Source organism: Aquimarina atlantica, from assembly GCF_000626715.1.
Classification (GTDB): Bacteria; Bacteroidota; Bacteroidia; order Flavobacteriales; family Flavobacteriaceae; genus Aquimarina; species Aquimarina atlantica.
The window spans coordinates 1-14,124 of the sequence record NZ_AQRA01000013.1 but is presented as its reverse complement, the minus strand read 5'-3'; the positions used below and the strand labels follow the sequence as shown (position 1 = coordinate 14,124).

General features: G+C 34.7%; 12 protein-coding genes. 7 read left to right on the top strand and 5 right to left on the bottom strand.

What is annotated here, in order from left to right:
• Positions 1-100 precede the first annotated feature (100 nt).
• From secG to miaB, 5 genes are read right to left on the bottom strand one after another with little or no spacing between them, the layout of a single operon-like run.
• Positions 101-430, bottom strand: a complete 330-nt coding sequence (gene secG, locus ATO12_RS22405) for a preprotein translocase subunit SecG (protein WP_034246937.1) — start codon at positions 428-430, stop codon at positions 101-103.
• Positions 431-437: 7 nt separating this feature from the next.
• On the bottom strand, positions 438-1,394 hold the full coding sequence (locus tag ATO12_RS22400) for a hypothetical protein (RefSeq protein ID WP_034246936.1): 957 nt from the start codon (positions 1,392-1,394) through the stop codon (positions 438-440).
• Between the two features lie 55 nt (positions 1,395-1,449).
• Positions 1,450-1,956, bottom strand: a complete 507-nt coding sequence (locus tag ATO12_RS22395) for an LptE family protein (protein WP_034246934.1) — start codon at positions 1,954-1,956, stop codon at positions 1,450-1,452.
• 5 nt (positions 1,957-1,961) lie between these two features.
• The gene (locus ATO12_RS22390) at positions 1,962-3,227 is read right to left on the bottom strand and encodes a sigma-54 interaction domain-containing protein (protein ID WP_034246932.1); all 1,266 of its coding nucleotides are present in this window, start codon (positions 3,225-3,227) and stop codon (positions 1,962-1,964) included.
• A 47-nt stretch (positions 3,228-3,274) separates the two neighbouring features.
• On the bottom strand, positions 3,275-4,720 hold the full coding sequence (gene miaB, locus ATO12_RS22385; protein ID WP_034246930.1) for a tRNA (N6-isopentenyl adenosine(37)-C2)-methylthiotransferase MiaB: 1,446 nt from the start codon (positions 4,718-4,720) through the stop codon (positions 3,275-3,277).
• A gap of 134 nt (positions 4,721-4,854) precedes the next feature.
• Between miaB and ATO12_RS22380 the strand changes: the two genes are divergently transcribed.
• The 7 genes from ATO12_RS22380 (at position 4,855) to porN (ending at position 14,120) form a co-directional block, all read left to right on the top strand.
• Complete coding sequence (locus ATO12_RS22380) at positions 4,855-5,643, top strand: hypothetical protein (RefSeq protein ID WP_034246928.1); 789 nt, start codon at positions 4,855-4,857, stop codon at positions 5,641-5,643.
• A gap of 108 nt (positions 5,644-5,751) precedes the next feature.
• The gene (gene topA, locus ATO12_RS22375; protein ID WP_034246926.1) at positions 5,752-8,253 is read left to right on the top strand and encodes a type I DNA topoisomerase; all 2,502 of its coding nucleotides are present in this window, start codon (positions 5,752-5,754) and stop codon (positions 8,251-8,253) included.
• 8 nt (positions 8,254-8,261) lie between these two features.
• Positions 8,262-9,425, top strand: coding sequence for a formimidoylglutamase (locus tag ATO12_RS22370; protein WP_034246924.1), 1,164 nt, complete (start codon positions 8,262-8,264; stop codon positions 9,423-9,425).
• A 110-nt stretch (positions 9,426-9,535) separates the two neighbouring features.
• Positions 9,536-10,909, top strand: coding sequence for a T9SS ring complex lipoprotein PorK/GldK (gene porK, locus ATO12_RS22365; RefSeq protein WP_034246922.1), 1,374 nt, complete (start codon positions 9,536-9,538; stop codon positions 10,907-10,909).
• A gap of 77 nt (positions 10,910-10,986) precedes the next feature.
• On the top strand, positions 10,987-11,613 hold the full coding sequence (porL, locus tag ATO12_RS22360) for a type IX secretion system motor protein PorL/GldL (RefSeq protein ID WP_034246920.1): 627 nt from the start codon (positions 10,987-10,989) through the stop codon (positions 11,611-11,613).
• 49 nt (positions 11,614-11,662) lie between these two features.
• Positions 11,663-13,210, top strand: a complete 1,548-nt coding sequence (porM, locus tag ATO12_RS22355) for a type IX secretion system motor protein PorM/GldM (protein WP_034246917.1) — start codon at positions 11,663-11,665, stop codon at positions 13,208-13,210.
• A gap of 19 nt (positions 13,211-13,229) precedes the next feature.
• Entirely contained in the window at positions 13,230-14,120 is an 891-nt protein-coding gene (porN, locus tag ATO12_RS22350) for a type IX secretion system ring subunit PorN/GldN (protein ID WP_034246915.1), read from the top strand.
• Positions 14,121-14,124 lie beyond the last annotated feature (4 nt).

Sequence of the window (14,124 nt, the reverse complement as noted above, 5' to 3'; positions counted from 1 at the left end):
AGAAATTATGCCAGTGGGGCGATACTGACAAATTGAAACAAAAAATGCCGACTATATGACAAGTCGACATTTTTGTTGTTGTTTTTTTAAAAAAAAGATGTTATTCTTTGTCACCATTTTCTGTTGCCGGAGGAGTTACAGGAGTTTCTATCTGAACATCCTCGGTATTAACTTTTGATTCGGGAATAGAGCTTCCACCCATTAAATCTATATTAGATAGTAGGATTAATACCAATAATAGTGTGGCTAAAGTCCAGGTACTCTTGTCTAAGAAATCTGTAGTTTTTTTTACGCCACCTAGTTGTTGTGTTCCGCCACCGCCAAAAGAAGAAGATAATCCACCTCCTTTAGGGTTCTGTACCATAATTACTACTACGAGTAAAAAAGATACGATAACGATTAGGATTAAGAATATTGAAAACGTTGTCATTATATTGTTATTTATTTTCTTGTAATTTTTTTATCGCTCGAATTTGGTCTGCAAAGAAACCACTTTTTTCGGGATTTTTCAAAATTAATATGTTATAAGCCTGAATTGCTTTTTTATAGTTTTTTTGAACCAAATATACTCTGGCCAAAGTTTCTGTCATTAATTCGTCTGAAGGAACCAGGTTTTCCTTAGCTAGATTACGCGCAGGAGTATTCTTGGCAGCGGGTTGTATCTTGGGATTATTAGCGATAAACTCATCTATCAAATCGAATTTATGTTTTTGATCTAAGGGTTTAACAGATTTTTGTTCTTTAATTTCAGGAATCGAAGCTTTGGTTTCCTGATCAGAATCCCTGTCTATTGGATGTAAAGAGGTTAGTTTTAACCACTCTGCAAAAGAATGTGTTTCTTTTTTATTAAAATCCAGAGGTTTGTTAATTTGTAAGGTTTCTTCTGGAGTTTTGTTTTTGTCTTGAATATTTTTTGATTGATCTTTTTCTGTTGTATCAGGAATTGCAGATTTCGCAATTTCTATTTGTTTAAGAGTACTGTTTTCTTTTCTTTCAGAAAATAATTTAGGATCCAGAACACTCTCTGCTTCTTTCATTTTCATTCTTACAGCATCATCCATAGCTATTCTAGGGAGTGTTTTAATCTCTTCTGGATCGATAACTGTTATATCAGACTTATGTTTCTTTTTTACGTCTTCTGAAGTGTTATTTTCTTTAAAAAGATCAGAGGTGATAAAATCAAACAATACACTACGATCTGTAGTGTATGCTGCAGTGGTCTTTAATTCCTGGTTGTATCTAAAACTTTCCTGATCTTTTAAAGATTTTAATACCAATGCTCTTGCCGACTGAAAATAAGGAAATGTCCTTGTGATTTTTTCAAGGGATTTTGCCTGCTCCTTATTAAGCTGGGCAGGATTTTGAAGCAAATATGAAAACTCTTTAATATTCAATTAGTACTAATTATATATTTATTATTCAACTCTTTGATAGAGCTTAGGATTGTTTTTACCATCTGGCCAGTGTAGCATTAAACATATCTTGTGTGATTCTCTCAAAGATTACATCCAAAGCCTGATCTCTTATTGTATTTTCTGATGAAGAAGCGGGATAATCAAAGAAAAAAGAAAAACGTTGTTCTAGATCTTGGGTGGGGTCTTTTGTGTCATAAAACCTCATATTTATCGCTATCGTTAACCGATTCTGGGCAGCTGTTATGTTTGATGTTGCTGTATTTGGGGAAACATAATCCTGTACGATTTCTCCTTCGTAAACGATATCTCCCCCAGAAGTAGATAAGCTAAGGTTAGTTTGATTAAGAATTAAATCTTGTAACTGATTCGTAAAGGTCTGATCGGCCCCAGGAAAAATCCTCGGAGATTGGTTTTGAAAAAAATTAACTTGAAATGTTTTTGTGTCTGGAGAAATATTTGTTCCGGTAAAGGAATATGCTCCGCATCCTTGAAACAAGACCATTACAATTAGTGTTGCTGCTATGTATTTTAATTTTCTCATCAATGTTATAAATCGTATTGTTTTATTTTTCTGTACAAGGTGCGCTCACTAATTCCTAATTCTTCTGCTGCTGCTTTACGTTTACCTCTATGACGTTCTAGGGATTTTTTAATCAATTCTAGTTCTTTATCATGTAGTGATAATGTTTCTTCTTCTTCAATTTCTTCGGCAAAATGATACTTGTCATCTTCTTGCTGTGGGATTGCAATCTGAGGTGGTATTTCGAGCACTTCAGAGGTTGTTGCAGGTCTTGGAGGTTCTTCAAAATGCATTTCTTCTTCTTTCTCCTGATAAATTTTTTGAATTAACCTTTCATTATCTTTTTGTACTTGTTGTGTGTTTCCACTTTGCATTAGCTCCATGGTTAGTTTTTTAAGATCATTAAGATCACTTTTCATATCAAAAAGCACTTTGTACAATATTTCTCTTTCGTTACTGAAATCACTTTCTTTTTTATCTGCAGAAATCACTGCGGGTAAATTACTTCCGATATTAGGTAGATATCCATGTAAAGTGGTTCCGGCTATCGTTCTGTTTTGTTCAAGGACTGAAATTTGCTCTGCAATGTTGCGCAATTGTCTGATATTACCACTCCAGTGGTATTTTTCTAATAAGGTAACTGCATCCTCACTTAGTCGAATTGTAGGCATCTTATATTTGGTTGCAAAGTCAGAAGCGAATTTTCTGAATAGTAAATGAATATCTTCTTTACGATCTCTAAGCGGAGGTAAAAGAATTTCTACTGTACTAAGACGATAGTAAAGATCTTCTCTAAATTTACCTTTCTTAATTGCATCAAACATATTAACATTGGTAGCTGCTACAATACGAACATCTGTTTTCTGAACTTTTGATGATCCTACTTTAATAAATTCGCCATTTTCTAATACTCTTAATAAGCGTACTTGTGTGGTGAGGGGTAATTCTCCTACTTCATCTAGAAATATCGTTCCGCCATCGGCTACTTCAAAATAACCATTTCGGGTTTGTGTCGCTCCTGTAAAAGCTCCTTTTTCGTGACCAAAAAGCTCACTGTCTATTGTGCCTTCTGGTATTGCTCCGCAGTTTACGGCAATGTACTTACCGTGTTTACGGTGAGACAGAGAGTGTATAATTTTAGGAATACTTTCTTTACCTACACCACTTTCTCCGGTCACTAAAACCGAAATATCGGTAGGAGCTACCTGGATCGCTTTTTCCACAGCACGGTTTAATTTAGGATCGTTTCCTATGATTCCGAATCGTTGTTTTATGGCTTGAATTGATTCCATTTATGGAGTTTGTTTTTTTGTTTTAATGCGTGTCTATAAAGTCATGGTTAATTATTATCAGAATATCCAATTGCCTCACCAAGTAAAGTTGCACTGGTACACTCATCGATACGAACCATTACAAAATCTCCAATTTGATATTTTCCTTTTGGGAATATAGCTACAATATTTTTTGTAGTTCTCCCACTCCAATGTTGATCAGATTTTTTAGATTCTTTTTCAATTAATACTTCAAAAGTTTGTCCGATATAACTTTGATGCCTATAGGCACAGTGTGTTCGTTGTAAAGCAATAACTTCTGCGAGTCTTCGCTTTTTTACATCTTCAGGAACATCATCTTCTAATTTACGTTCGGCAAGTGTTCCGGGTCTTTCAGAATAAGCATACATATACCCGTGCTCATATTTTACATATTCTAATAGAGATAATGTATCTTGATGATCTTCTTCTGTTTCTGTAGGAAAACCAATAATCATATCCTGAGTAATTGCACAATCCGGGATTATTTGTTTAATATTATCAATCAAATCCATGTATTCTTGTCGGGTATGCAGGCGGTTCATTTCCTTGAGTATGCGATCACTTCCACTTTGTATAGGCAGATGTATGTGTTTGCATATGTTTTTGTGTTTTGCCATAATTTCTATAACATCTAATGTCATATCCTGAGGATTAGATGTAGAAAAGCGAATACGCAATTTTGGATGTCTCTGGGCTGTCATGTCCAGGAGTTTAGCAAAATTTACCGCTGTCGCTTTTTGAAAATCACTAGCTTTTTGAAAATCTTTTTTCAGGCCACCACCATACCATAAATAACTATCTACATTTTGTCCCAGTAGAGTGATTTCTTTAAAATTTCGCGATACCAGATCATCGATTTCTGTTAAGATGCTTTGGGGATCGCGACTGCGTTCTCTACCTCTGGTAAATGGTACTACACAAAACGTACACATATTGTCGCAACCGCGAGTAATAGATACAAAAGCAGAAACTCCATTACTTTGCAAGCGAACAGGTGCTATATCGCCATAAGTTTCTTCTTTAGAAAGGACAACATTAACCGCATTACGACCTGCGTCTACTTCTTCGATAAGATTAGGGAGGTCTTTATAGGCATCTGGCCCAACAACAAGATCGACTATTTTTTCTTCTTCAAGGAATTTACTTTTCAGGCGTTCTGCCATACACCCGAGAACTCCAACTTTCATTCCTGGATTGATTCTTTTTACAGCATTATATTTTTCTAGTCTTTTTCTAACTGTTTGTTCGGCTTTTTCTCTAATAGAACAAGTGTTTACCAATACCAAATCAGCATCTTCGAGATGCTGTGTAGTGTTAAAACCTTCTTTGGCCAGAATGGAAGCAACAATTTCACTATCACTAAAATTCATCTGGCAACCGTAACTTTCTATAAAAAGCTTACGTTTATTTTCTTTGTTCTGATCAAGAGCAAGTGGCTGTCCCTGTATGCTTTCGTCAATAATCTTCTCCATAAAATAATTCCTTACCAATTGGGGTCAAATAGTGTGCAAAGATACTTTTTAATACGATTTGTGACAAAGTGGCAGGGATTTATTTTCTAAAAAATCTATATTTGATAACTTTCAACTTAATAAATATAGATGTAATGACAAATACACTCTTTGAGAAAATAGAAAACAGTAAGCCCATTGATTTTGGTGATATTTTTAATAAAAGTATTGAGCTTTTTAAAAAAGTATGGCTTCAGGGTTTTGTACACTTGCTTATTTCGATATTGGTTATGCTTCCTTTATTTTTTGTGATGTATATTCCTATTATTGCTCTTGCTGGTATATCAGGATTTGAAAGTAGTTACGGAGGATATGGTGACTACGGGTATCCTAGTGAAGAACTATCTGTTGGTCTAATGTTTTTGTTTATTATATTGGTTTTGATAATAAGTATAATTGCTTCTGCACTTCAATTTGGTATTACAGCACATTTTTATAGAGTTTGTAAACAGGTAGATATAGGTTTGCCAGAGACATCTTCGTATTTTATGTTTCTTAAAGGAAAATATTTAGGGAAAGTATTTACGTTGGCAATAGCAATATTTGGGATAGCAATTTTAGCTGCACTATTGTGTTACCTTCCGATTCTTTATGTAATGGTTCCTCTGCAGTTGTTAGGTGCTATATTTGCTTTTAATCCAGAGTATAGTGCTTCAGATCTTATAAAAGCTAGCTTTAAATTAGGGAATAAAGTTTGGGGTGTTTGTTTTGGTTTAATACTGGTAGCATCTATTTTATCTCAATTAGTAGGGATGATATTGTGTTTTGTGGGGGTGTTTTTTACTGCCTCTTTTGTTTATTTACCAATCTATTTTGTATATAAGGATGCATTGGGTTTTGAAGATGATGAATTTGAAAACAAAGAAACATTATTTGTAAAATAAAAAATAAGAAACCTGCTGATCAGCAGGTTTTTTTTGAACTAATTTTTTTGATAAAGAATCTTGATATCAAAAAATTGATATACTTTTGTCGTCAGAAATTAAAGGACTATGGCTAAGAATTTAGTGATTGTGGAGTCGCCTGCTAAGGCCAAAACAATAGAAAAGTTTCTTGGAAAAGAATATACAGTAGCATCCAGTTTTGGGCATATTGCAGATTTACCTTCCAAAGAATTAGGAGTTGATGTTGATGGGGATTTTAAGCCCAAATACATTGTTTCGAAGGATAAGAAAGATGTTGTAAAAAAGCTGAAAGATCTTTCTAAGAATGCAGATATGGTATGGCTGGCAAGTGATGAGGATCGAGAAGGAGAGGCTATTGCATGGCACCTTGCAGAAACTCTTAAATTAGATAAAGAAAGAACGCGTCGTATTGTTTTTCATGAGATTACTAAAAATGCTATTCTTAAAGCAATAGAAAATCCTCGCTCTATAGATTACAACCTTGTAAATGCGCAACAAGCCAGACGTGTTTTGGATCGTTTGGTAGGATATGAACTGTCACCTGTGTTGTGGAGAAAGGTAAAAGGAGGTTTGTCTGCAGGAAGAGTACAATCTGTTTCAGTACGATTAATAGTAGAACGAGAGCGTGATATTTTAGGTTTTAAGCCAGAAGCTTCATATAGAATTGATGCAGAATTTTCTAATCAAGCTGGTAAGTCTTTTAAAGCTAAGCTTCCTAAAAATTTTAAAACCAAAGAAGAAGCAGAAGCTTTTTTAAAGAAAAACCTTGGAGCGTCATTTAAGGTAGCAGATCTTTCTACTAAACCTGCAAAAAAATCACCAGCTCCACCATTTACTACATCAACATTACAACAAGAAGCCTCAAGAAAATTGTATTTCTCTGTGAGTAAAACAATGACGATGGCACAACGGTTGTATGAAGCAGGTTTGATTACTTATATGAGAACAGATAGTGTTAACCTGTCTGTGGAAGCTCAAAATGGAGCAAAAGCAGAAATTGATTCGGCTTATGGTAGTGAATATAGTAATCCAAGGCAATATAAAGGGAAATCTAAAGGAGCACAAGAAGCTCACGAAGCAATACGTCCTACAGATTTTTCAAGACATAGCGTAAATGTTGATTATGACCAACAACGTTTATACGAATTGATTTGGAAACGAGCTATTGCTTCGCAAATGAGTGATGCCAGGTTAGAAAGAACTAATGTAAAGATTGATGCCAACACACATAAAGAACAGTTTACTGCCAATGGAGAGGTGATAAAGTTCGAAGGCTTTTTAAAAGTATACTTAGAAGGTAATGATGATGAGGATGAAGAACAAGAAGGAATCCTTCCTGCAATGAAAGTGCAAGAAAGCTTGTTTAATAATTACATTTCTGCGACAGAAAGATTTACAAGAGCACCGGGGCGATATACAGAAGCTTCACTGGTTAAAAAATTAGAAGAATTAGGAATAGGAAGACCATCGACATATGCTCCTACGATTTCTACAATTCAGAATAGAAACTATGTAGAAAAAGGATCTAAAGAAGGAGAGGTTCGTAATTATATTCAAATGATTCTCTCTGGGGATGCTGTGAGTGAGAAAAAACTATCTGAGAAAGTAGGTAGTGATAAAGGAAAATTAATTCCAACCGATGTAGGGATGGTTGTAAATGATTTTTTAGTAAATCATTTTGCTTCAATTCTTGATTATAATTTTACTGCAAAAGTAGAGCAGGATTTTGATGAAATAGCAGAAGGTCAGGAAGATTGGACTCATGTGATGAAAGAGTTTTATCAAGAGTTTCATCCAATAGTAGAGGATGTGTCACAGAATGCAGAGCGAGAAGTCGGAGAGCGTATTTTGGGAGAAGATCCGGCTACTGGTAAGGTAGTAAGTGTGCGATTAGGTAAATTTGGACCAATGGTTCAGATAGGTACTGCCGATGATGAAGATAAACCAAAATTTGCTAGTTTACCTCCTGGACAAACATTAAGCGGTATTACCTATGAAGAAGCAATGGATTTGTTTCAGTTGCCAAAAGAACTTGGTGTATATAAAGGAGAGACTATTGTAGTTAATAATGGCCGTTTTGGACCCTATGTACGTTTTGGCGAAAAATTTGTTTCTCTAGAAAAAGGAGAAGACCCATTAAGCACTTCTTTGGATAGAGCTATTGAGTTAATTGACGCTAAAGAAAAAGCTGATGCTCCTATATATGTATATGAAAATCTTCCTGTTCAAAAAGGAAAAGGCCGATTTGGTCCCTTTATTAAGTGGAACGGAATGTTTATCAATGTAAATAAGAAGTATGACTTCGATAATCTATCTGATGATGATATCGTGTCACTTATAGAAGAGAAGAAGCAAAAAGAAATAGATAAGGTTATTCATAATTGGGAAGAAGAAGGAATTCGAGTTGAAAAAGCCAGATGGGGTCGTAGTAATATAATAAAAGGTAAAGTTAAAATAGAGTTGCCTAAGACTGTTGATGCTACAAAATTAACGTTGGATAAAGTAAAAGATCTCATAGAGAAAAATGCTCCCAAGAAAAAAACCGCAGCAAAAAAGAAAACTACAAAAAAGACCACTAAAAAGAAATAAACCAATATATGTCTTTCGAATTTCTTATACCAGTTAGTGATTTAGTTACTGCTCATACTAATTTACTTTCTGAACATGCATTAGGAAATCAAATTAAAATTCATACAGCAGCTAATGGAGTACCTGATCTGGAAAAAATAGATGTTGCTATTCTCGGTATTCGAGAGAATAGGAATGATATTAATTTTTTGGGCGAAAACTTAAATTTTGATACCATTCGTAAATCGTTATACGAACTTTATCCTGGTAATTGGAGTACTAATATAGTAGATTTGGGAGATATCGCTCCGGGTAATGAAGTTAGTGATACGTACTATTTAGTACAGGAAGTATTGTCTGCATTATTGGTAAAAAATATCATTCCTGTTATTATAGGAGGGAGTCAAGATTTAGTCTATGCACAATATAGGTCATTCGATATTTTTGAGAGAATGGTTAATTTGGTTAATGTAGATAGTAAATTTGACTTAGGGAATTCTTCTAAGCCTATTACCAATACTTCATTTGTAGGTAAAATTATTGTAGAACAACCCTATAATTTGTTTAACTATAGTAATATAGGGTACCAAACATATTTTAATACTCAAGAAGAAATAGATCTGATAGAAAAATTATATTTTGATGCTTATCGCTTGGGAGAAGTTATTTCAGATGTGACGGTTGTAGAGCCAATTATGCGAGATGCCGATATTGTTTCTGTAGATTTGGGAGTTATTAATTCTACAAGTTTAAATGGGTATACTGCTTCTCCTAATGGTTTTGATGGTCGCGAAATTTGTGCGATTTCGAGATATGCAGGAATAAGTGATAAGGTTAAAAGTTTTGGGATTTACGAATTTAAAAACTTCAAAAACGAAGAAACAGCTTCCTTATTGATCGCTCAGATGATATGGTATTTTATAGAAGGAATCAATTACAGATCTAACGAAATTGATATAAAAAATTTAAAAAGTACACTACATTATAATGTGCCGGTAGAAGACGAAGTTTTGTCGTTTTATAAAAGTGTTATGACCGGGAGATGGTGGATAGAAATACCATTTATTTCATCTGGCAATAATAAATTGAAAAGACATACGTTATTACCTTGCACATACAACGATTATGAGCGTGCTTGTAATCAGGAAATACCTGAAAGATGGTATAAGGCAAAACAAAAAAACGAAGTTTAACATTTTTATTAGGTCGATTTAAGGTTTTTTTTAGAAAAAAATTGTTTTTCTGGAAATAAATAAATAGGTTTACGTCCTTAAATCTAGAAGATCTTAACCTAAAACACGTTATGAAGAAATTTGTATCACTCTTTGCTATTTTAGCAATGCTCTACAGTTGTGGTGGTGGAAGCCGAGGAGAACTGGTAGGAGCACAAGGGAAAAAATGGCACCCGCAAAAACCATATGGTATGGCCCTCATCCCTGGAGGTTCATTTATTATGGGTAAGTCGGATGATGATAAAGCAGCACTTGCAAATGCCCCTACAAGAATGGTTACAGTTCGTTCTTTCTACATGGATGAAACTGAGGTGACTAATAGTGAGTATAGACAGTTTGTAAATTGGGTTCGCGACTCTGTTGTTAGGATGAGGCTTGCAATAATGGCTGATGAGCTGGGTAAAACTCCAGGTGATGACGGTATTGGAGAATATGCATTCTTAGATGCTGATACCGAAAACATGTCCGTCTATGAAAAATATATGTACGATAACTATAGTGGTACAGGAGAAACTGGCTACGAAGGTAGAAAACTGAATAAAGATGTAGATATCGAATGGGATATAGATGATTATCCCGATGAGTTTTATGCCGAAGTTATGGATACTATGTATATTCCTCTAGAAGAATCTTATAATGGTAGACGTACTTTAGATGTAAGTAAATTTGAATTCAGATTTACTTGGATGGATATTCAGGCAGCTGCACGTGCTAGAAAAGGAGGAAGAAAAGATTTTGTAAAAGAAGAAGTTATAAAAGTATATCCAGACACTACAGTTTGGATCAAGGATTTTAACTATTCATATAATGAGCCTATGCATAATGACTATTTTTGGCATAGTGCATATGATGACTACCCGGTAGTAGGTGTTTCTTGGGAACAAGCTAGAGCCTTCTGTCGTTGGAGAACTATCGAGAAAAATACCTACCAAAAGAAAAAAGGTAAAGAATTTGTGAATTACTTCAGACTGCCTACAGAAGCAGAATGGGAGTATGCCGCTAGAGGAGGCCTTGAGTCAGCTACGTATCCATGGGGAGGCCCTTATGCGTTAAATGATAGAGGTTGCTTCTTAGCAAACTTTAAGCCTCTTAGAGGAAACTACGCAGCAGATAACTTTTTATATACTGTAGAAGCCAAAACATTTGACCCTAATGATTATAACCTATATAACATGGCGGGTAATGTTTCTGAGTGGGTACAGTCGTCTTATGATCCCGCAGCTTACGAATTTGTATCATCAATGAACCCAAATGTCAATGATGATGAAAACAAACGTAAAGTTGTACGTGGAGGATCCTGGAAAGATGTTGCTTACTTCCTACAGGTAAGTACCAGAGATTACGAATACGCAGATTCTGCGAGGAGTTTTATCGGATTTAGAACAGTTCAGGACTATATGGGTACTGAATCGACTGGAGAAGCTAATACTCAAAATCAAAACTAAGTCCCAAAATTTTCTATCAACTTAATTACTAACCCTTTTTTAAAACTTAAGATTTAAAAAAACAAAACAAATTTATTATGGCAAATTCAAAAGCAAGCAAGAAATTAATGAACATGGTCTACGGTCTGGGAGCAGCCGTTGTAATATTAGGTGCACTTTTTAAAATTATGCACTGGCCATTTGGTAATGAAATGCTTATTGTTGGTCTGATCACAGAAGCATTAGTATTTACTGTTTCTGCATTCGAACCAGTAGATAACGATTTAGATTGGTCTTTAGTGTACCCTGAATTAGCAGGAGGAAACAAAAAAGACAAAAAAGAGAAAGAAACTCCAGAAGGATTATTGTCTCAAAAATTAGACGATATGCTTAAGGAAGCTAGACTTGATACTAATCTTATGAGTAGCCTTGGTGAAAGTATCCGTAATTTTGAAGGAGCAGCCAGAAACCTTGGTCCTACAACAGATGCTATAGCAGGAACTAAAAAATATAGTGAAGAGATGGCAAGTGCAGCGTCGCACCTTGAATCTTTAAATAGCTTATACAAAGTTCAGTTAGAATCTTCTGCACGTCAGGCTGAAGCTAACCAGGCTATTGCTGATAATGCAACTAAGCTTCAAGATCAAATGGAAAGCCTTGCTAGTAACCTTTCTTCGCTTAATGGAGTATATGGTGGTATGTTAACTGCAATGAACAGAAGTTAACATTTTTTAATTAAATATTTTATAATAACTACCAAAACCTAAAAAGAATATGGCAGGAGGAAAATTATCCCCAAGGCAGAAGATGATTAACCTGATGTACTTGGTTTTCATCGCGATGATGGCATTAAATATGTCAAAAGAAGTATTAACTGCATTTGGTTTAATGTCAGAAAAATTGACAGAATCAAATCAGTTAGCTACTCAACGAAATACTGGATTTATGGCAGGTCTGGCCGAAAAGGTTTCAGAACAGCCAGAAAAATATACCCCATTAAAAGAAAAAGCAGATCAGATAAGTGTTTTATCTAATGAATTTAATTCATATTTAGATCAACTTAAAGCTGAATTGGTTGACGATAGGGAAGATCCTACGGATTACGAAACTATGGATAGACCAGATAGATTAGACCAAAAGTTTTTTGAAGGTGGTAAAGTTACTGCCGGGGCTCAGGAATTTTTGGATAAAATCACAAAATATAGAGATGGTGTATCAGCTGCAATCAAAGAAGTAAAAGAAGTAGATGCTTCTATCGCTGATGATGTGATTAAAACCTTTTCTACAGATGATGTAAAAGACAGATCTGGAGTGACTAAAAAATGGTTAAACTATAACTTTGAAGGATTTCCTTTGGTTGCTTCTTTAACTAAGCTTACTCAAATGCAAGCCGATGTTAAAACAACAGAAAGTAAAGTGCTTTCAGCTTTATTAGCTGGACAACAAGCGTCTGAACTTTCTTTTAGTAACTATGAGGCGATTGTAGTTGCAGATAAAACAGCTTTCTTTAGTGGAGAGAGTTTTAAAGGTAGAATCGTTCTTGGACGTTTTGATGCTACACTAAAACCAACCAAAGTAATGGTTAATGGTAAAGAGCAAACAGAAGTTACAAACGGACAAATCATGTTAGATTTCCCTGCAGGAAATGTTGGAGAAAGAGATGTGGCTGGAGAACTTCAATTTAAAGAAGGAGATTCTACAGTAACGATTCCGATTAAGAGTTCATATACTGTAATTCCTAGGCCAAATTCTGCTGTAATTTCTGCAGATAAAATGAATGTGGTGTATCGTGGAGTTAATAACCCAATGACTATTTCTATTCCTGGTGTACCAGCTGTAAATGCTTCTGCCCCTGGACTAAGAAAAGTTGGTGGAGCAGGAAAATATATGATGAATGTTACTGCTGTAAAAGCTCGTGAAGTAAATATCAAAGTTAGTGGTAAACTAGCAAATGGTACTACAGTAAGCGACAGTAAGAAATTTAGAATTAAAGGTATACCAAGACCTGTAGGAACAGTACGTGGTGAAGATGGAGCAATCAAAATGGCAAGAAATGCCTTAGAAATTTCATCTGTAGGTGCGATTCTACCAGATTTTGACTTTGATATTAAATTAAAAGTGACTGGATTTAAATTTAAAGTAGAAGGACAGCCAACAGTAAGTGTTCCTGGAGGAAGACTTAATGCTAAAGCAAAATCAGCTTTACGTAAAGCAAAAAGAGGTTCTTCTGTTCAAATTATTGATATAAAAGCACAGTTAGCTAATAGCTCTGGATATAAATTGAAGAAAATATCTCCGGTTGTTATTGAGTTAACGAATTAAAAAATAAACTTACGTAGTTATGAATTTGAGAAATTTTGTATTAACCGTTTTTGGTCTATTAGTTTCTTCTCTTTCTTTCGGACAGGCAAATGTTTTAAATGCCAATAATCCTGATGAGATAGGAAAGAAAACTCAAGAACAGATTTTATATGACAATGATCGTCCTTTAGAGTACGGATATGTAGATAAACGTGATGTATTGTGGGCAAAAACCACTTGGGAAACTATTGACCTTGATGAGCGAATAAATTTCCCATTGTATTATCCTATTGATACATTTAATATTGGTGCTAATCGTCGATCTTTATATGATGTACTGGTAACGAATATCAAAAACGGAAAAATCAAGAATATTTATTCAGATTCATATTTTACCGAGACACGTACTTTTGAAGATCTTCAGTCTACAATGTCTAAAATAGACACTACTGATTTAGGATTTGAGCAGTATAATGCCGGAGAAGAAGTAGATCCTCAGTATATTAACAGAAGAGATATTACTTCTGCCGATATAGCAGAATATAAAATAAGAGGATATTGGTATTTTGATAAAAGACTAGGAGAATTAAGATACAGATTGCTTGGATTAGCACCTGTAGCTCCTGATGTTAACTTTATCGATGATGATGAGCCAGATATGGTCGCATTATTCTGGATATGGTATCCCGATGCCAGAGAAATATTTCATAATGCAATGGCATTTAATAGAAAAAATACATCAATGCCGTTTACGTATGATCATATTCTTAATGCAAGACGCTTTAATTCTGTGATTTATAAAGAAGATAATATTCAAGGTGACCGAGAAATTAAAGATTATGTTATTGATAATGCTTTGATGCAACTTCTTGAAAGTGAACGAATTAAGGAAAGTATTCGAAATTTTGAAATGGATATGTGGAGTTATTAACGAC